At 40.3% G+C, this 21,089-nt stretch carries 14 protein-coding genes; 6 read left to right on the top strand and 8 right to left on the bottom strand.

Annotated features, from left to right (window positions below; translation table 11 throughout):
• Positions 1-65: 65 nt before the first annotated feature.
• Entirely contained in the window at positions 66-1,844 is a 1,779-nt protein-coding gene (locus RMX89_RS02395; RefSeq protein ID WP_322687783.1) for an ATP-binding protein, read from the bottom strand.
• 63 nt (positions 1,845-1,907) lie between these two features.
• The gene (locus tag RMX89_RS02390) at positions 1,908-4,529 is read right to left on the bottom strand and encodes a PAS domain S-box protein (RefSeq protein WP_322687782.1); all 2,622 of its coding nucleotides are present in this window, start codon (positions 4,527-4,529) and stop codon (positions 1,908-1,910) included.
• Between the two features lie 311 nt (positions 4,530-4,840).
• On the opposite strand from RMX89_RS02390, the gene ada reads away from it, so the two are divergent.
• The 3 genes from ada to RMX89_RS02375 all read left to right on the top strand — a co-directional run bounded on the left by ada (position 4,841) and on the right by RMX89_RS02375 (position 7,621).
• Entirely contained in the window at positions 4,841-5,920 is a 1,080-nt protein-coding gene (ada, locus tag RMX89_RS02385; protein WP_322687781.1) for a bifunctional DNA-binding transcriptional regulator/O6-methylguanine-DNA methyltransferase Ada, read from the top strand.
• Positions 5,904-6,542 (top strand): DNA-3-methyladenine glycosylase 2 family protein, encoded by a 639-nt coding sequence (locus RMX89_RS02380; protein ID WP_322687780.1) that lies wholly within the window; start codon positions 5,904-5,906, stop codon positions 6,540-6,542. The genes ada and RMX89_RS02380 overlap by 17 nt, the downstream gene beginning before the upstream one ends.
• Before the next feature lie 86 nt (positions 6,543-6,628).
• A complete protein-coding gene (locus tag RMX89_RS02375; RefSeq protein WP_322687779.1) occupies positions 6,629-7,621 on the top strand; it encodes a DMT family transporter in 993 nt (330 codons plus the stop codon).
• Positions 7,622-7,716: 95 nt separating this feature from the next.
• Here RMX89_RS02375 and dapF read toward each other — a convergent pair whose 3' ends face one another.
• A complete protein-coding gene (dapF, locus tag RMX89_RS02370; RefSeq protein ID WP_322687778.1) occupies positions 7,717-8,556 on the bottom strand; it encodes a diaminopimelate epimerase in 840 nt (279 codons plus the stop codon).
• A gap of 69 nt (positions 8,557-8,625) precedes the next feature.
• Between dapF and RMX89_RS02365 the strand changes: the two genes are divergently transcribed.
• A complete protein-coding gene (locus tag RMX89_RS02365; RefSeq protein WP_322687777.1) occupies positions 8,626-8,844 on the top strand; it encodes an Hfq-related RNA-binding protein in 219 nt (72 codons plus the stop codon).
• Between the two features lie 188 nt (positions 8,845-9,032).
• On the opposite strand, the gene RMX89_RS02360 is transcribed toward RMX89_RS02365, so the two are convergent.
• From RMX89_RS02360 to RMX89_RS02340, 5 genes are all read right to left on the bottom strand, one after another.
• Complete coding sequence (locus tag RMX89_RS02360; RefSeq protein WP_322687776.1) at positions 9,033-10,823, bottom strand: diguanylate cyclase domain-containing protein; 1,791 nt, start codon at positions 10,821-10,823, stop codon at positions 9,033-9,035.
• Between the two features lie 783 nt (positions 10,824-11,606).
• Positions 11,607-13,946, bottom strand: a complete 2,340-nt coding sequence (locus tag RMX89_RS02355; protein ID WP_322687775.1) for a cation:proton antiporter — start codon at positions 13,944-13,946, stop codon at positions 11,607-11,609.
• 93 nt (positions 13,947-14,039) lie between these two features.
• A complete protein-coding gene (locus RMX89_RS02350; protein WP_322687774.1) occupies positions 14,040-14,384 on the bottom strand; it encodes a hypothetical protein in 345 nt (114 codons plus the stop codon).
• Positions 14,385-14,471: 87 nt separating this feature from the next.
• Positions 14,472-15,449, bottom strand: a complete 978-nt coding sequence (locus RMX89_RS02345) for an SDR family NAD(P)-dependent oxidoreductase (RefSeq protein WP_322675545.1) — start codon at positions 15,447-15,449, stop codon at positions 14,472-14,474.
• Between the two features lie 12 nt (positions 15,450-15,461).
• Positions 15,462-16,355 (bottom strand): hypothetical protein, encoded by an 894-nt coding sequence (locus RMX89_RS02340; protein WP_322687773.1) that lies wholly within the window; start codon positions 16,353-16,355, stop codon positions 15,462-15,464.
• Between the two features lie 580 nt (positions 16,356-16,935).
• Here RMX89_RS02340 and RMX89_RS02335 point away from each other — a divergent pair.
• On the top strand, positions 16,936-17,904 hold the full coding sequence (locus RMX89_RS02335; RefSeq protein ID WP_322687772.1) for a hypothetical protein: 969 nt from the start codon (positions 16,936-16,938) through the stop codon (positions 17,902-17,904).
• A gap of 595 nt (positions 17,905-18,499) precedes the next feature.
• Complete coding sequence (locus tag RMX89_RS02330; protein ID WP_322687771.1) at positions 18,500-21,085, top strand: GAF domain-containing protein; 2,586 nt, start codon at positions 18,500-18,502, stop codon at positions 21,083-21,085.
• Positions 21,086-21,089 lie beyond the last annotated feature (4 nt).

Below are 21,089 nucleotides of genomic sequence, written 5' to 3'. Positions count from 1 at the left end.
TTCCTTCTTGCTTCCTGGTTCGTTAAAAAAATATTTTTGATAACAAAAAGGTTTAATTAACAACTTCACTCTGTAAATGGGCTACTAATTGGTAAGGTAAACCAAAATGTTGCCCCTGCATTCAATGCACTGTTCACACCAATTTCGCCACCGTGAGCATGGATAATTTGCTTACATAGATACAATCCTAATCCCAAACTTACAGAATTGCCGATACTTGTACCCCGAAAGTAAAGGTCAAAAAGCCGATCGCTTTGTTGTTGACTAATGCCCACGCCATTATCACTAACAGTACAATAAATCATGTCATCCTGACGGGTAGCATTGATTGTCAAAAGCAATTCTGGAGGATTATGTTTCAAAGCATTGACAATTAAGTTAGAAAAAACTCGCCATAGTTGCGTGGGATCTACATTCACTAATGGCAAATCTGCGGATACTAGATTTGTCAGCTTGGCTTGATTTTGTTCTAGCAATGGCTCTAAATCTGCGATCGCAGCTTCGACAACTGGCAGTAATTGTACGGTTTGACGTTGTAAAACAACACCTTGCACCTCACTGATGTGAGTTTCCATCAACGAATTAATTAATTTCAGTTGGCGATCGCAACTTTGAATCATTCGCTCTAAAATTGAGCGGGAAATCGTAATATTTTCCTCTGAACGGGCCAGCAAATTCTTCAACACCATTAAAGTACCTAGTACTGGGTTGCGTAAGTCGTGGGAAACTGCATGGAAAAACACTCGTAGTTCTTCTTCAGTTTGCTTGCGCTGGGTAATGTCTTCAATCAAACCTTCGTAGTAAAGCAGTTTTCCTTGTTCATCACGGACTGTATAAGCTTTTTCGGAAATCCAGACAATACTCCCGTCTTGACGATAAATTTGGGACTCGAAATCGGAAACGCTGCCATACTTTTCCATCAGGCGCACAAATTCTGCTCGGCGGTTCGGGTCAACGTACAATTGTTCAATATCAGTAAAATTTGCTGTCACCTCGTCTACTAAGGAGTAGCCATAAATTCTCGCTAAAGCCGGATTTGCCGTAATGTAACGTCCATCGGGACTGCTTTGAAAAATTCCTTCAACGGCATTTTCAAAAATGCTGCGATATTTAGCTTCCGCAACTTTGAGTTTTTGGTAGGCAGATTCTAGTTCTTGGCGGGCGAAAAATTCAGAGCGTTGCAGGCGATCGTACAGATAAACACCGATGTCACATATAGTACAAAACCAGAAAATATATAAAATGAACGTTACATTATATATTTCTGGGTGGTCGGGGATTGGTGTTTTTAGCCCAAGTACTGTATTCACACCGAAATAGTAAATCAGCACACTCACTTGAGTCAGCAAGTGAAGAATCCAGCAAACAGGCATCAACACAGCTTGGCTCAAGAACAACAGCGACCAGCCGATGGTATCGGGTAGTGCGAAACCTCTGATGGTTGCAAACAACTGCGACGCTAAACTAAGTGACCAAGAAGACCCCAAAAATAATAAATCTGGACGATGACGACCTAATTTAGTTTTATGTAAAGCAAAGCAAATAATTATACTTGCAAGCATTGCAACATTAATTACCAGGCGTTGAGTTCTAAGTACTTCTGGCAACGGCTGCAACTCTGCAAATGGAAAAAACAGGCCGTAAATGTCTCGCAAAGTAAAAGACAACAGACAAATCAGCGCCAGCCATAACCATAAACGTAATCTTTGCCACAAAAAACGGTTACGCCAAACTCTGTAAAGAGTAACGATTTCATCAGTTGTTGGTGCAAAAAAGGTTTTTCTCCACCACCTTTGCACTGTTGTCAATGGAGTAGCCAATAGCATCCGAGCAACTTTGCCCATATCTTGAGGGTGTTTCCTTTACTCAACATTGCCATAAATAACACCCTCTCATTTTTTGGTGATTTATGGGCGATTTGTTGCGGATGAAGTTGCTAAAGGTAGTGTAAACCAGAAAGTTAACCCACGCTTGCGGTTATTTATAACCCCGATTTCGCCGCCATGCGCCTTAATAACTTTCCGACAAAGATACATTTTTAAGCCAATGCTTGTAGAGCAGCAATCTTGAGGATCGCGGACATGCAGATCGAAGAGGCGATCGCACTCTACTTTACTCATTCCCACACCGTCATCTTGAATCTGAGTGCGAATCATTCCCCCTTCAACGGTGGCGCTCAGGGTAAAATTTAATCCTGGCGGATTATTTTGTAAGCTATGTGCGATCAAATTTACCACAACTTTCTGCAATCGAATCTCATCTGCCATGACTAACGGTAAGTCTGCCCGAACCAAGTTCTTCAGAGTCGCTTGATTTTGTGTCAGCATGGGTTCCAACTGGGCAAATGTACTTCCCAGTAAGGTGCTAAATTGCACTGGTTCGAGTTTGATCTCAATACCCTGTTTTTCACAGGAATTAATTTCTAGCAATGAGTTAATCATTGTTAGTTGGCGATCGTTGCCCTGAATCATTCGCTCGATGATTGAGCGAGATATTGGGATTGGGGATTGGGAATTGGGCATTGGGCATTGGGCAAGGTTATTTTCATTGTCCCCTTGTCCTCCTTGTCCCTTTGTCCCCTTGTCTCCCTGCCCCCTGCTCCCCTGCCCTTGATTTAACAAATTCTTTAACACCATCAAGTTACCCATCACGGAAGTTCGTAAATCGTGGGCAACTGTGTGCAAAACAACATCTTTGACACGATGCAAATTTTCAACTTCTTGCATTTTCTGCTGCAACTGTGCTGTCCGTTCTTGGACTTGGTATTCTAAATTAGTGTTGAGTTCTGCTAGCTTTTGGCATATCTGACTTTGTTGAATCGCGATCGCTAGCTGTTCTGACATCTGCTGTAACAAATCAATTTCTATTGGCTGCCAATGACGCGGCCCTGAGCATTGATTGGCAATTAACGCCCCAAATAATTCATTGCCTAGCATAATTGGTACAGCCAAGCTAGCCTTCGTTTGGAATTTTTGACAGTGTGCTTTTACTTTGGGAGATGCTGATATTTGCGTTACGTCTTCAACCACACGCACACGATTATCTTTTAATAAGTTTCTTAATTCTTGTAGATAAGCTTCATCTTTAGTAGACCAACCTGAAACTGATGGATATTTAGGATCTACTGATTCAGCAAGAGTTTTGACTCCTAAATTAGCATTATTTAAACCAATGAAAACTCGATCTGCTTGCAGAAATTGCCTGACTTCCGTCACGGTGGTTTGAAGAATTTCCTCTAATTTCAGTGAAGATCGAATTCGCACTAGGGTTTCTGCCAACAAGCGATCGCGTTGGGCACAAAAGCGTAATTGTGCTTCTACTTGTTTGCGTTCTGTAATGTCGTGATGCACTGCTAAAATGGCAGGAATACCATTCAAATCAATGACTTCGGCTGACAGCAGCGTTGTAATTATCTCGCCAGATTTTTTCCGAAAATCAATTTCTAAGTTACGAGCAACTCCCGTGCTTTGCAACTCTTGCACTAAGTTTAGGCGATCGCGATCGTGTACCCAAAGATTTAATTCAAAAGAAGTTTTACCAATTGCCTCATCTCGCCCATAACCTGAAAGATTCACAAAACTGTCGTTAACTTCGATAAAGCGTCCTTCTTGCAGCGTGCTAATGGTAATTGAATCGGGGCTGCAACTAAAAGCTTTAGCAAATTTTTGGGCAAGATTTTGTAAAGCGACTTCCCCTTGTTTGCGATCTGTGATGTCTCGGACAATTGCTAGTACTTCATCTGTACCACTAACTACCAATCGCGCCTCATAATCTCTGTTTCCCAAAGATGTTGGTAGTTGATATTCACAAGTTTGCAAAATTCCCGAATCTAAAGTTTTAGCGATCGCTACTTGGCTAATAGCTGCAACATCACTCGGCAATAACTCTTGCAAATTTTTTCCAACTATTTCTTCTCTCGAAAGAGTGATATTTGCACCCTCACTTTTTAAATCTAGATACTCGCCATCGCGGCTGATGCGAAACATCAAATCGGGGATAGCATCCAAAACTGCTTTATATCGTGCCTCACTCTCAAGCAATTTTTCTTGGGCTTGTTTTCGATCTGTAATATCCATAACCAAGCCATGCCAAAGAAAATCACCTGCTGCTTGTAATTCTGGCTGCAAAGTACCTTGAATCCATTTAAGTTTGCCACTAGGCGTAACAATCCGACTTTCCCAATGCCAAGGTGTAAGAGTAGTACGACAAACAGCAATAGATTCTGTAAAAGCTTTTATATCTTGTGGATAAATCAGTTTGCATAACATCTGAAAGTCTGGCTGTATAGCCTCTGGTTCTAATTCATACAAATATTTACAACCAGAACTAATATAAGGAATAAATACAGAACCATCCTGCCGTTGGAGAATTTGGAAAATCATTCCCGGTAAATTGGCAGCAATTGTTTCCAGCAGGGGGATCTTCTCTGGTAGAAAATCTGGTTTCTGCGATGATTTTACAATTTCATCCACTCTTAGACCCTTTGATATATAAGCAATTGGCATAATATTCAAGGTAATCATAGCCATTGTAAAAGTTTTTTAGCTGTCAGCACGTAGGCGTAGCCCGTCGTAGACATCGCTAAGAGCAAAAAAGTGGCTATACTTTCAGCGTAGTTCTGGATGCTGCGATCGCATTCACCCAATCGGGTGAACCATTTGTCAAAAAGCGAATGACTTTAGGAGTGCTGACAGAATACCCTGAGATAATCAACTTCGATCGCAACAATCAGATAGAAAGTAGTTGAACGATACATTTAATCTAGTTTTACCTAAAGGCAAAAACTAATCATGGGCAATCCAAAGTCGGGGTACTTTGCAATAGATTTGAGGAGCGATGAATGCAATTACAACAGACACAACTTTTAGAAGAAACACTATGGGAAGCAGTTCTCAATCGAGACTCCGCTTTTGAAGGTAAGTTTTTTTACGGTGTTCGCTCTACAGGCATTTATTGCCGACCTATTTGCCCTAGTCGCAGACCGAATCGGAATCAAGTTTGTTTTTTTCAGTCGGTACAAGATGCTGAAATTGCAGGTTTTCGACCTTGTAAGCGCTGTCAACCACAATCTGAAATAGTTCCAAATACAGCCAAAATCTTAGCAGTATGTCGATATATTGAAGCACAAGTCGATCGCATACCAACCCTATCGGAATTATCCTCTCAGGTAGAAATGAGTCCTAGTTACCTACAAAGAATATTCAAGCAGATAATTGGTGTATCGCCTTTTCAATATGCAGATGCGCTGCGTAGCCAGCGATTGAAACAGCGTCTTCAGTCGGGGGAAGAAATTGCTGATGCAGTTTACGATACTGGGTATGGTTCAAGTAGTCAACTGTATGAGAAAGCACCTAAACAATTAGGAATGACACCAAAAATTTACCAACAAGCTGGAAAAACAATCAACATTGTTTATGCGATCGCTCCATGTTCGCTAGGATATTTGCTGGTGGCAACAACAGAGAAGGGTATCTGTGCCGTTAAACTAGGTGATGAAGCAGACAAGCTTGAACACATTTTGAACCAGGAATTTTACCAAGCGCAGATCGTGCGTGACGATCGCACACACAAGGAATGGATACAAGCAATCCTCGACTTCATTGCAGGAGGTGAAACAAATCTTGATTTACCACTTGATGTTCGTGGGACAGCATTTCAGAAACAGGTTTGGCAAGCATTACAAAAAATTCCTTATGGCGAAACCCGCACTTACACTGATATCGCCCGTAATCTTGCCAAGCCCCAAGCAGTCCGCGCTGTAGGTAATGCTTGTGGCGCTAATCCGATCGCGCTAATTGTACCGTGTCATCGGGTGCTGCGGAGTGATGGCAGTCTTGGTGGTTATCACTGGGGAATTGAGCGCAAACAAAAACTGCTTACACAAGAATCGAAATTTCTCAAAGATGACTCAAACACCTGAACTAGAATCGTTGACAGAAGAAAGTCTTACCCGTGGTTTAATGGTGCTTGCCAAACTCGATCGCGATTTGGCTCGGATTTTAGAAACACTGGGGCCTCCACCGATGTGGAAAAGAGAAGCGGGTTTTACAACACTTCTGTGCATCATTCTGGAACAACAAGTTTCTGTAGCGGCTGCAAAGGCTATATTTACCAGATTATGTGGGGTTGTTGTCACTCTGACACCAGAAAATTTTCTGATATTGGATGATGTTCAATTAAGAGCGATTGGATTCAGTCGGCAAAAAATTTTATACTGTCGTGGGTTGGCGAATGCTATTGCAACTGGTCAGCTTGACCTCAGCAAGCTGGAAAGAATGGACGAAAATACGATCAGAACTGAGTTAAAGCGTCTCAAAGGTATCGGAGACTGGACAGTTGATATTTATTTGCTCATGGCGCTGCAACGTCCTGATGTCTTTCCTAAAGGCGATTTAGCGATCGCAATTGCTCTACAAAAACTCAAAAACTTGGCGACGCGTCCAACACCAGTGCAACTAGAAGCAATGACACAGCACTGGCGACCGTGGCGAGCAGTTGCGGCAAGACTTCTATGGCATTATTACCTGAATAATCCCAAATAATTGCTCACTTCTCTAACCAGACGCTGCGCGAACCCAGAAGCGTCTCGTAGAGATAGATGGCAGTTCGTATAATAAATATAAACTAAATGGCAGAAAATCAATTAAGCCTAACACCAGAAAATGATAAAACTTCAAAAATCCTGCCGATAATCATAGTAATAATTGCATTATTAGCTTTATCTTCAACAGCAATATTTATTAAAGTCGCTGTTAGAGAAATGAGCGCTGTTGCTACATTATTTAATCGCTTATGGATAGCGACTATTATCTTTGGATTATGGAGTGGAATTAACCAAGTACGAACTCAAATTACAGATGATAAACCTGTATTACCACAGCCTTATCCAACCAAAGAGATAGCGCTTTTAATCGCAGTGGGTCTAGTTCATGTATTAGGTCGATTATCTTGGACTTGGGCGTTAACTCAGACTGGTGCTGCGAATGCTAATGCGTTAGGTAGCCTCAATCCGCTATTTACTACTTTAGGAGGATGGCTATTTTTTAATCAAATTTTTGGGCGCAAATTTATCATCGGTCTAATCTTAGCTATAATCGGTGCGATCGCAGTCGGATTTGAAGATTTATTGCGTTCTAATAATAATATTACAGGTGATGCTGTTGCCCTCATCTCATCGATATTTTATGCAGCAAACTTTTTACTTATCGAGCAGATTGGTAATAAGTTTTCAATGATCGCCATTCTCGTGTGGCGCTGTGCGATCGCAACTTCATTGATGATACCAGTAGTGCTAATCTTGGAAAAACAAGTTTTCCCAGTTACTTTGTCGGGGTGGTTAGTAGTATTTGCGCTAGCTGCTATTTGCGAAGCCTTGGGTCATGGGCTAATTGTATACAGCCTCAAAAATTTTTCATCAGGATTTATCTCTTTACTCTTACTACTCAATCCTGTGATTGTTGCGATTCTTGCTTGGATACTTTTCTCGGAAAACTTGAGTATTTTTAACTTGTTAGGATTGGCTCTAATTTTAGGGGGTATATATCTCGCAATTTCTAATAAAGAATCTGTGCAATCTAAAGTTAATACCCATATGCAATCTTCAGCAGAAAATGAATCTTAAAAAGTTTGTAGTAAGGACTAAAGTCCTAATTTTCTAAGCACTAAAGTGCTTACTACAAACCTCGAAATACTTGAGTAATGCCAATGAGAAGCTGGTTACAGTTTACCAGTGAATACCTTTTGGGCCGGGCCTGTCATGTAAACTCGTTGGTCTACTTCTGACCATTCAATTTCCAAGGGGCCACCAGGTAATTCTACAGTGGCGGTGCGATCGCATTTCCCGGTTAGCACACCAGCTACCAAGGAAGCACAAGCACCAGTACCACAAGCTAAGGTAATTCCAGCACCCCGTTCCCATACCCGCATTTTCAAATAGTCACGACGTACCACTTGAATAAATTCGGTATTTATGCGTTGGGGAAAAACTGGGTGATGCTCAAATTTTGGGCCGATGCTTTCTAGCTCAATTGCTGCGACATCTTCCACAAAGGTAATGCAGTGCGGATTTCCCATATTTACACAGGTGACTTCCCAAGTTTGCCCCGCCACCTCTAACGGCACAGAAATAACTTTTTCTTCATCGGGTGCAAGAGTGGTAGGAATTTCGCTAGCGAGTAACCTGGGTAAACCCATATCTACTTTAACTTGACCATCAGATAAAAGTTGGGGAGTCATTACACCACCCAAAGTATGAATGCGATATGAGTCTTGATTTCGGGATTCCCCTTCTAAGTCTGCTAAAAAGCCAGCTAAACAGCGAATGCCATTACCACACATTTCTGGTTCAGAACCATCGGAATTAAAAATCCGCATAGTGTAGTCAGTGCCGTTTTCTCCAGGTAGGGCAAAAATTACACCATCAGCACCGATACCAAAGTGGCGATCGCACAACTTGATGGCTTGCTCTGGAGTCACTACAGGCACAGATGACGAGCGATTGTCAATCAAAATAAAGTCGTTGCCTAGACCATGATACTTAGTAAATTCGATTGCCATTTCTTCAAGGATGAATTATCAAGGATTAGTTACTCTTTATTTTGCCTTGTAGGTTCATCTTTACTAAAAATGCTTACCGAATTTGACACCACTTTACCCAGCATTAGACAAGTCCAAAACCTGATTAAACAAACAACGCCAATAGAGTTAAAGCTGCTGACTGGTGATGTACTCACAGGAAAAGTTTTATGGCAAGATCCACAATGTATCTGTATTGCGGATGAAAACAGCCAGCAAACCACCGTTTGGAAACAAGCGATCGCCTACATCAAGCCGAAAGTGAGTTAGGAGTGAGGCAAAAACACCACAACCTATCGCTTTATCATTTGCTTCACTCGGATTAAAAATTCAAGCCTACGGCTTAAGCCGTGGGCTTGGAATAAAGATGCCTTGCACCTCGCATCTCGAAGCAATTCTTTATTTATTGTGGGCTTGTATCCCATAATTATAGTTGTGTATTTTTAATTATTTCATCACTAGACCCAGGTTTTTGCAGCACAAACCCACCGATTACGTCCTTGTTCTTTAGCTTTATATAAAGCTTTGTCGGCGGCGTTAATTAAATTTTGAGATGAACTATTATCTGTTGGTTTTTGAATGGCAACACCTAAACTGACGGTCACAAAATATTGAAACCCATTATTATTTTTATGGGGAATCTTTAATTCTTGAATAGATTTTTGAATCAACTTAGTTACTTTAATCGCACCTGATTCGTTCGTATTTGGTAAAATTACAACAAATTCTTCACCACCATAACGAGCTAGTAGATCGGTAGGACGCTTTAATACAGATTGTGCTGCACGAGCAACTTGTATTAAGCATTCATCCCCAGCTAGATGTCCATAAGAATCGTTATAATTCTTAAAATAGTCAATATCAAATATAATTAAAGATAAATAATTTTCACTTAGTTTTAGTCGATCCCATTCCTGAACTAAAAACTGATCGAAACAATGACGGTTGGCGATTTGGGTTAGAGCATCTAGCTTACTAAGTTTTTCTAACTGAGAATTTGCTAGTTCTAAAGCATTGTTTGCTTGAGCAAGTTGATTAGCTTGAGAGCGGAATTGCTCTAATAATTCAGAATGTTCTAAAGCTACATTAAACTGAGCAGCTAACTGGTGGATAAATTGAATTTCCGACTTTTTCCATTCGCGCGGAAAATGGCACTGATGAACGCATAGTAATCCCCATAAAGTTTTTCCTTTCATTAAAGGTGCAACAATTTGTGCCTTGATTTGAAATTGCTCTAACAGTTGAATGTGGCAATCTTTTAGCCCAGCTTGATAAATATCTGATACTACCTGTATACGCCCTTGGTGATAAGCAACTGCATATTTTTCACCAAAACAATTATCCTTTACCTTAATGGCGATCGTAGAATCGTAGTCAGGCAATACATTCTCGGAGACAAATTCACCAGAGGTATAGTTCGATCCCAGATCAAATCGAAAGATACTGACGCGATCGCTCCGTAGAGCCTTACGAATTTCTCGTACAGTAGTCTTAAATAAAATGTCTATATTCAGAGATTCACGAATTTCAGCAACTAAATTAAACAGAATATCCTGCTGCTGATTTGCTTTATACAGTTCTGCTGCTTTTTGTTCTGCTTGAGCTAAAAATTCTGCTTGTTTAACTGCAAATCCTAACTGCGTCGCAATCTGAGACAGAAACTGAATTTCTAATTGTTTCCATTCATGTGGCTGTGAGTGCTGATAAGCAGCAAGCACTCCCCACAGTTTTTTTCCCACAAAAATTGATGCAGTTGCATAAGCTCGAATATGGAACTGTTGTAAAATTTCTAAATGGCATTGAGATAAGCCTGCTGCGTAAACATCTGAAACAACTAAAGTTTCATTATTACGATACCGTCCACCTTGATTTTCTTGTAGATAAGAGTCATTCCAAACTGTATTTTTTCCTAATGTATCTACATCATCCCATCCAGTCTCTGCAAACTCAAAGTCGCTAACAAATTCTCCACCCCAGTTTTCATAGAAACGATAAACGGCAATCCGTTCGACTCGGAGTAACTTGCAAGTTTCCTTTGTGGTTGTACGAAAAATTGTTTCTAACTCAAGAGAAGCTCGAATTTTACTAATAACTCGGTAAAGCGCCCTTTCTTGCTCTTCTAGCTGCTGAATTTGAACTTGTTTCTCATGGAGTTGAGTTTCTAAATTACTAACACTAGGCTGTCCTAAAAGCTTACAGAGTAAATTAGCAGATGCTCTAGTAATAATACGTAAACTTGTGTACAACATTATAAGTATAATTTCAGTAATATTTTAAAAATGAAAAAATATAGCTACAACGATGTAAAAACGTAGTTTTTCTTAGTTTATAACCATTATCGCGTAAGAAAGTTTCGCGATCGCTTCTCTTCATCTGACTTTTGTCATTAAGTCTTAAAAAGCTTTATCACAAATAATTTGGGATAAAGTACTGTAAATACAGTACAGTAAATATCATTATCGCCAAAGTATCTGATAACTGAAAATATGAGATAAAAAAGTATTGTAAAGACAGAATAAATTTGTAAAAAATAAAACTTAGTTCTTAGATAGATTCAGTTAAGGACTTCCAAATAAAAAAATACTCACTCAAAAAACTGGCGAAAAAACTCTCTCCTCCTTATTCCTCTGTGTTCTCTGTGTCTGGAGTGGTTCGTTTATTTGAATAATTTATTTCTTGGAAGTTCCTTCTCAAACAAGGTAATCAAATTCAATAGACCAAAAACTTCTGCGATTGACAAAAATCAAGCAGATGACCCCATTAAATACTTTTCTGCAAAAGAGAATCAAAATTTAACGTGAGTTCGACAAGCCCTTTTTTGACCTCTCCCCCAACCCCTCTTGGACACCCAGAAAAGAGCTAAAACCCTAATTCCTCGTTGCTCCCTTTCCCTGTAGGAGGGAGAGGTTCATCGAACTCACGTAAATTTAGAGCAGTCAATCAATTTTGGATTTTGGATTTTGGATTTTGGATTGACCCCAACGACGAGGGTGTGGGGCAAGCCGAATTTTAAATTTGCGGAGTCTTAAAGTTCAATCAGTCACTCTATCGGCAGGTAAAAAGTCTTTGAGCGCTTCTGCTTCACCAGCTTTCACCACTGGGATAGACAGGGGTACTGAATTTGCGATCGCAAACAATTGTTGTAGTTGACTCAGACCTGTCAAGCCGCCACATAATAATACTTGGTCGCCGACTTGCAAATCCATGCCGCCATCAGGATAGCGGATAAACTTGCCATCTCGCCGGATCGCTTGTACTTGGACTCCATATTGCTTGGCGATATCTAAATCTGCAAGGGTTTTACCTAGTGTTGGCGCGTCTGCATTGACTGTAACCCACTGACAAGCACTATTTTCTCCGGGAACAGCCACTTGTCCCTTAGCGAATTCTGCCAAAGCTGCCAGTTCTTCATCAGCTCCCACTACCAGCAAGCGATCGCCTTCTGCCAATTTGGTTTGATTTTTGGGATAATCGATTTCTTCGCCGTTAGCGCGGCGAATCGCCATCAAACTCACTCCTGTTAAATAGCGCATATCTGCTTCTTCTATGCTCATGCCAATTAAGGGCGAATTCGATGGCAGAGGATACCAGCGCTGATTTAAATCGCGGGTGGCTTGGCGCAAATCACGAGCAACTTCAGTTGCAGAGCGCTCTGGGCGCAAATCTAAATAATGATCGTTGCGGATTTGCTGCATTTCTCGTTGGACTACAGGCGGCGACAACAAGCCTAAGCCAGTCAATAAATAGGTTGCCATTTCTAAGCTAGCTTCAAACTCTGGTTGTACAACTTCCCTGGCTCCCAATTGATACAGCACCTCAATATTTTTATCCTGGGTAGCACGGACAACCAAATCTAATTCTGGGCGCAATTCTAAAGCGCGTTTCAAGCAAAGACGAGTACTTATGGGATCTGGGAGTGCGATCGCCATTCCTTTGGCATGATTCACCCCGGCAGTTTCCAAAACGTGTAAACTAACGCAATTACCATAGACATAAGACACCCCAGCCTCGCGCAACTGCTGAATTCTCCTCTCCGATTGGTCGATTACTAGCACAGGTAGGTCGTGTTGCTGCAACAACTTCACCAAATTCTTGCCGACTCGCCCATAACCACAAACTACTACATGGTCTTTGAGAGGCAAATCTTCCGACACATCCTGCACCTCATCTTCTTCTAAGTACGGTTTTAACCAAGGCATTGATTCGGCAAAGTTAAATAAAAATGGCACTAGCCGCAGTACAAAAGGAGTCAGCATCAGAGTGACTGCGGTAGTTCCCAAAATTAATAAGTATATTTGTCGAGACACCAGCCCCAAAGACTGCCCTTCACTAGCGAGAACAAAAGAAAATTCCCCAATTTGCGCCAATCCCAAACCGGCGATTATGGCTGTTTTCAAAGGATAGCGGAACAGTTTCACTAAGGGCGTAATAATCAAAAATTTACCGACGAAAACTATTGCCACTAATACCAAAATTAATTCCAGGTTGTTCCACAAAAACACTGGGTCAATTAACATCCCAATGGCGGCAAAAAACAAACTGGCAAAGATATCTCGCAGTGGTTCGACATAAGTCAGGGTTTGGTCGGCGTACTCTACCTCAGAAATCATCAAACCCGCGACAAATGCCCCCATTTCAATGGATAGTCCCAAATGCTCTGTCAACAGGGCAATGCCTAAACACAGGGCTACAACCCCTAATAAAAATAGTTCTTTACTTTCGGTACGGGCTAGCAGTTGCAACAAAGGCGGTATCAGCCAAATCCCCACAGCTACAGCCCCAGCAGCAAATAAAGCAATCGAACCTAACGCTGTTAGGACAGCAATGCCAATAGTTTCTGCTGGTTGGTTGAGGGCTGGTAAGACTGCTAACATTAGTCCTAGTGCCAAGTCCTGAACAACTAAAATTCCCAGCATCACTTGCCCGTGGGGCGTTTCTGTTTCGTTACGCTCCATCAAGCACTTAAGGACAACCGCTGTGGAAGACAGGGACAGAATACACCCCAAAAACATCCCCTTCGCAGGTAAGGCTCCCCAGGCTCCACTTAACCCGCAGACTAAAACTGTCACCAAAATCGTCAAAGCAATCTGGAGTCCACCTCCACCAAGAGCGATCGCTTTTACCTTCTTGAGTTCCGCAAAGGAAAATTCCACACCCAAGGCGAATAACAAAAAGGCGACCCCGAACTGTGCCAGAGTCTCTACTTGAATCAGTTCTTTAATCAATCCCAGTCCCGTTGGCCCAATGACTATCCCCCCAATGAGATACCCCAGCAACACGGGTTGTTGCAAAAGTGCCGCTAATAGTCCGCCACAGGCTGCAACGCCTAGAACTAAAACTAAATCAACAATTAACCGAAAATCTTCTTGCACCAGTTTTAAAAGAACTATTAAGACCTATTAATTCAGAATACAAAGTTTTACAATCTCAAACAGCTTGTTTGCTGAAGGGGTGGCAAAATTTGCTTATCTTAAAAGGGGCAGACAGTAGGTGAGCAGAAAGGATACATCAAGGTTTTTGCAGGTATTTTGATTCACGAGTATCAAAGGTGGATTCATCCAGTTCAAATACTCGTCAACGGAGTAAAAAGGTGGATTCATCCAGTTCAAATACTCGTTGATGGAGATAAAAGGTGGATTCATCCAGTTCAAACACTCGTTAACGGAGTTCAAAGGTGGATTCATCCAGTTCAAATACTCGTCAACGGAGTAAAAAGGTGGATTCATCCAGTTCAAACACTCGTTAACGGAGTTCAAAGGTGGATTCATCCAGTTCAAATACTCGTTAACGGAGTAAAAAGGTGGATTCATCCAGTTCAAATACTCATGCACGAGTATCAAAGACTTATTGTTGCATTATTTAAGACGCATCTCTTCTGGCTCCATGCCCAATGCCCATTAAATTTTAGGCGAACCGAGGGCATTCAATAATAGTAGCGACCACGGCACTTTAATATCGGGTATGAGCCATAAATACTTTCTCAGTACAGGCAATGCAACAGGCAGTACAAAACGCAGAGAGCGTAATGATGCGGGCTGATGCCCATTTTCATCTACAAGATTATATTTCTTAGCCAGTTCGGCAACAATCTGCACGCGTCCTGTACGGCGGATAACATTTGGCTCACCAGCAAGTGCAGCGATCGCTCGTCCAGTAAATAAGGGAGTTTCCCAGTTGTAGCGATCGCTTAAAAATGAGGTTTTCAGGTCAGTAGCATTTGTTTGATTCATTTGGGAAGCAAAACTAGAAAAAAGCTCAGTACCAACAATACCCGGCCAAATAGAAACAGAAGTGACGTTATGGGGTTCTAACTCAACAGCCATATTAGCAGCTAGGCGATCGCAAGCTGCTTTGCCAACACCATAAACTGTATTAAACAGATAAAACATACTACCCCACGAGGAAATAGTACAAATTAATCCAGAGTTACGCTTAGTCATCATCCGAGCTGCAAAAACACTTGCAACATAGTGGCTGCGAAGACCAACATTATTGCTAGCATCCCAAAGACTTGGTTCAGAATCCCAAAAAGGCTGTCCTTGAGCGTCTTTTAATGCCTGAACTCCTGAGTAAGCATTATTTACCAGTAAATCGAGTTGTCCATTCTGCTCATCTTGAATGCGATCGAAAAGCAAACGCACCTGCTCATCCTCGCTGTGGTCTACTTGGACGGGAATGCATACACCACCGACTTCCTCAATGGCTGATTTCGTTTCACTAAGACTTCCTGAAACTCCTTCACTGGAAGAGTTGTTGAGGCTGCGACCCGTGACGTATACAGTTGCACCTGCTTCACCAAGACCAATGGCAATTCCTCTACCAATTCCCCGCGTCGCACCTGTTACCAAAGCCACTTTACCTTCAAGGTGTTTCATGAGCGCTCATTTCTAATTTTTTAGCGTTAAATATTGATTATTACAATATTCTTTCGTGGCTGTGACTGAAACAACTTCTACTTCTATCGGTTTTTCTTTAGTTCCGTCGATCAGAAATTCACTAGCTCCTTCACGAGGTTTTTTCGGATTTCCCCAATCATAGGTGTAACCTAAACCCGTCCAAGGATAATGTTCTTGACTAGCAACGGCATAAGAAGTTGTGTATATCTCTTGCAAAATCGGATAACTAGCAGAAATCGGGATTTTAAAAACATTACAACTAGAATCATTAATTTCTGGATCGACACATGGTCTACTTAAATCTTCAGCTTTCACCCACATTTCGACAAAATGCGTCTTATTGGAATTTCTATTTAAAATTAAGCCTAAATACTGCTGTAACCTTAGAGAAAGCATAATATTACCGGGAATATTTATACCGATCCCCTTACAATTTTGACAAAATTCCTTAACTTGAGGAACGGCTGTTAACCAAGTCCTTGCTTCTATACTTTTTTTTGTACCTACTTTCCAATCCTCTATTGGGTTTTTGACATATTTCCAACTCGCCATCAAATATTCAATTTTGCCGTTATTTTCTCTCCACTTTATTTGAGGATTAGTTTTTGACAATGACCAAAGATTTTTTATGACTTTATCTTCACTCGGTCTTTTTGCATCCTCAATCGCTGCATCTAACTGCCTTTTCAGCGCGTTATAACTTTCTGGTTTATTTTTCTCCAAATACTCATTGACATTTGGATTAGTTTCTAATTGCGCTACTAAATTCTTTCTGAGGTTTGATGTACTCTGTATGGGAATTTCTCTAGCTAGCAAACTGGAATATCCGACTGCCAAAAATGCACCTGTCAAGCCTAAAAATACTTGAGTCTTTAATTTTTTCATTAAAATAATCCTGTGGATTGATAACAATAGGGTGAATGTTCCATCCCATGTAAATATGGGTCAACTCAAAGATTGAATCTGATTTTATATTTATGTTTGGCTGAGATAATATTGTGCTTAATATTTTTAATTAACTCTAGTTGTAGAAAAATGAATATTTATGAGCTAGTAGTACTCTGTCAAGAGTAAATTGATGGATAAGCAAGTTGCTAGTAGGGAATAAAGTCTTTATAGGCTATTTATAAAGTAAATCTAAAGGTGGTGACTTAAGGGTAATGGCAAAAATAGGATACTTTGAAGACAGTGTATATACTTAGTATGCATTGGCTTGAAAAGCTTATTCTATCGACCTTAGGGCCTCTCATTCTTAACTATTCCCTAAGATAGATTTTTTCCTCGGAAAGCGTAATAAACAATTTAGGATTTGTATTAAAGCAGATAGGGATTTTAACCAAATGGGTCGTCATTAGACTCAATGTACTTGCATGAACATCACTTTTGATAACTGGAGTAAACTTCTTCTTATTCTCAATGTTTTCAATTAAATGAAAAAATATCCAAATAATTAAAAATTAACGTTATGTCTAATACACCTAAGAAACCAGATCCGAATTCTTCTAATACACCAGATCCAAATTCTTCTAATACACCAGGCCCAAATTCTTCTAATACACCAGACCCAAACTCTTCTAATACACCAGATCAAAATTCTTCTGAGCAAAATAATATTATTTATCACTTATTTAACAGTATATTTCCTAATTCTCCTTATTTTAAGTTTATAAATAATACATTTTTTGCACATTTTTTAAGTAATCACCCTTTTATTGCCAATTCATTAATTTTTTTGATTGTATTTTTAACGGGTGGAAATTTATATCAAAATTTTATAATCAATAGAATTTCTGATTCAACTTACCAAAATAAAATATGTCAAGAAACTATAAAGTTGATAGAAGAAGAATTAGAAACCAAGAAAAAATCAGGTATTGTAACTGGTTCATATAAAGCATTTGAGGATAGTAAAAATGTGAATCTGTTACCATTTAGTTGTGAATACTCAATAGAAGATGAAAAGAAAAATATATCTAAAAGGGACATTTATTTGAGATATACGCCTGTTTTTGGTGAATATATTAATGAAGATTATACTAAGAAAAGTGCTGATAAAAAAATGGAAATGAACGAAGTATGTAAGCACAGTACTATAGTAGTACAGATGCAAAAATATGCTAAAGATAACTCTCTTTTTGACAAGAGTAAAGGAGATACTATAAAACCAGGAAGGGCTGAAATTTTAACAAACAAACCACATGCTTATCCAGTACATCGATGGGTTTGTCATTTTTCGATTTCAAACAAAACTAAAGAAGTTAAATCTACTTTAGGAGGTGGTAACGATTATATGATAGACCTCAACTTAGAACCATATTGCCGAATCAAAGCTTCTGAAGATAATAATAAGTTTACAGTACCTCACTATCGTGATTATGATAATCCTTATTCTTTCTATTGTACAAATCCTTTTTCGAGTACTGATTCTGAATGATATTATGTAAAGAAGGGAGCGATTAGACCAAAAAAATGTGCTTTTATATGTTTATTTTTTATTAGGAAATAAGATGCGTTTGCTCTGGTAGTCGGACACAGGCATCATAACAGACAAATAAAGTGGTTTATTACCGCCGACCTGTACTAGTATTTTTTACTCAACACTTCTTTTTCCAGCTAACATATCTGCGACAGGAAACGATCGCAGTTGAGCAAGAAGAGTTTACGTATAATCACTTACATCATCCAGCTATTTTCAGATAAATCGACTATATCTTACGGATACAGCAATGCTCATTAGTCTGTTTCTGAAAAATATTATGAGGCTACACTAACAATCTCTCGCCTGTGGAAAATATTGTTTTCTCGTTTATGTGAGGGGTCTAACCCCCTATTGATCGCAGTGGGAAGGGGTTTTGGTCAAGCCATGCTTGTTGGTAATCAACTTGAGCGTTTATTCACAGGATGACGCTGGCTAAACAAGCGATTAAACTATGGATAATGTCAAGCAATTGTTGCTTTTAACACCACTTACATAAATTTAATCTCATTGTTAAATCTAAAACCTCATTCTGTTAGATAAAATACCAGTTATGCCAGCGTATCAAGGAAGTTATGGGGAAACCACCGATTTAATTATTGGTGGTAACAACCAAGAAAACCTCGAATTAACAGCAAATTCTGCTCCTGTGGGTGCTCTTGCCACAAGACAAGGAACTTTTTCTACGTTTCTTGCTCCCCTGACTCAAGATACTTTTAAACAGGTCGTTAAGGATGTCGAGCAAAAATTACAGATTGTCCATCAAACCCTATCAATGCTGGATTCGCATGGGTTTGAAACCATTTTGCAAGAAATGTTGCATTCGATTACCTTGAAAACCGGGGAATTACTGGGGGCAGACCGAACGACAATATTTTTATTGGATGAAGAAAAACAAGAACTTTGGTCAATTTTAGCTGAGGGCGAGGGCGGTCGCTCTTTAGAAATTCGCATTCCCGCAAATAAAGGTATTGGTGGTGAAGTCGCCACTTTTAAAGAAGTTATCAATATTCCCTTTGATTTTTATAACGATCCGCGATCGCATTTTGCCCAAGAACAAGAAAAGAGAACTGGCTATCGCACCTACACCATGCTAGCTTTGCCACTCTTAAATGAACATGGGCAATTAGTTGCAGTAGTGCAATTACTGAATAAATTAAAATCTAAGAATCATTATGATGCTCCACTTGCAGAGCGCATTGATACCAAAGGTTTTACCCGTGCTGACGAACAATTATTTCAAGAATTTGCTCCTTCGATTTGTCTGATTTTAGAGTCCTCGCGCTCTTTTTATGTAGCTACTCAAAAACAAAGAGCAGTAGCGGCGCTAATGAAGGCAATCAAGTCACTTTCTCAAAGCAGTCTTGACTTAGAAGACACCCTGAAGCGGGTGATGGATGAAGCCAAGGAACTGATGAATGCCGATCGCAGTACACTATGGTTAATAGACCACGATCGTGATGAATTGTGGACGAAAATCACTCAGGATGATGGTTCAACCAAAGAGTTACGAGTCCCTGTAGGTAAAGGCTTTGCTGGGATAGTAGCGGCTTCTGGTAAGAAGTTGAATATTGGCTTTGATTTGTACTATGATCCTGACTCAGAGACAGCCCAAAAACTAGACCAGCAAAATGGCTATCGCACCTGTAGCTTGCTTTGTATGCCAGTATTTAATGCCGATCAACAACTGATTGGTGTTACCCAACTCGTAAATAAAAAGAAATCCGGGGATTTTCCCCCTTATAATCCAGCTGATTGGCCCAAAGCTCCCGACTGCTTCCAAGCTAGCTTTGACCGCAACGATGAAGAGTTCATGGAAGCTTTTAATATTCAAGCGGGAGTCGCGCTGCAAAATGCTCAGTTATTTGCCACAGTCAAGCAACAAGAACAAATGCAACGGGATATTCTGCGTAGTCTTTCCAATGGCGTGGTGTCCACTGATAAAACTGGGTTAATTATCGCCGCCAATGAAAGCGCCCAACGTTTGCTAGGACTGGGAGTAGATGACCGTTTAGAAGGTAAATTAGTTACTGACGCGATCGGCATCAAAGAAGGCGACTTTAGCAAGTGGTATCAGGATGCTTTACATGCAGTTGACTTAAAAGGTCGTCAACAATATTACCCCGATCGCACGCTTATCGGCACTGGTACAGAGCAGCATAGTATTAATTTATCGATTAACACCATTGCCGATGCTAGCGACCAAGAGCAAGTCCGGGGAGCGCTGGTAGTGATGGAAGATATTAGTGATGAAAAGCGGCTCAAGAGTACAATGTACCGCTACATGACCCAGGAATTAGCCGAAGAATTGCTGAAATTAGATGATGCTAAACTCGGAGGCGATCGCAAAGAAGTTTCGATTTTATTTTCCGATATTCGCGGCTACACCACATTAACAGAAAACTTGGAAGCAGAAGAAGTGGTGAGTATGCTCAATGAATATTTTGAATCAATGGTGGAGGCAGTTTTTAAACATAAAGGCACTCTTGACAAATATATCGGCGATGCCATCATGGCTGTATTTGGTTCTCCTCTACCATTAGAAGAACACGCTTGGATGGCAGTACAAACATCCTTAGAAATGCGCGATCGCCTACACGAATTTAATCAACGTCGCCATATAGATAATAAGCCTAGAATTAAAATCGGTATTGGCATCAACTCAGATACCGTGATTAGTGGGAATATTGGCTCTAGTAAACGGATGGAATTTACCGCCATTGGTGATGGCGTTAATCTTGGCTCACGATTAGAAAGTGTTAGTAAACAGTATGGTTGCGATATTATTATTAGCCATAACACTTTTAAACCTTGCCAAGATAATATTTGGGCTAGGGAACTAGATTACATTCGTGTTAAGGGTAGAAACGAACCAGTAGCCATATACGAATTACTGGGTTTGCGTTCCAATCCAATTGAAAGCGAAAAATTGCAAGTGATTGAGCATTATCACAAAGGACGCGAATATTACCTCAAACGCGATTTTAACCGTGCTAGAGCTGAATTTGCCCTAGTTTTGGCAGCAGACAGCCAGGACAAAGCTGCTATGTTGCATCTGTTGCGTTGTCAGCATTGGTTACAATCACCCCCAACAGAATCAGATTGGGATGAAGGAGTCTGGACATTTCAGGAAAAATAACTCC

It is taken from the genome of Nostoc sp. DedSLP04, from assembly GCF_034530775.1.
Classification (GTDB): Bacteria; Cyanobacteriota; Cyanobacteriia; order Cyanobacteriales; family Nostocaceae; genus Nostoc.
The sequence above is the reverse complement of the archived record's forward strand: the minus strand, read 5'-3'. Positions and strand labels throughout refer to the sequence as shown.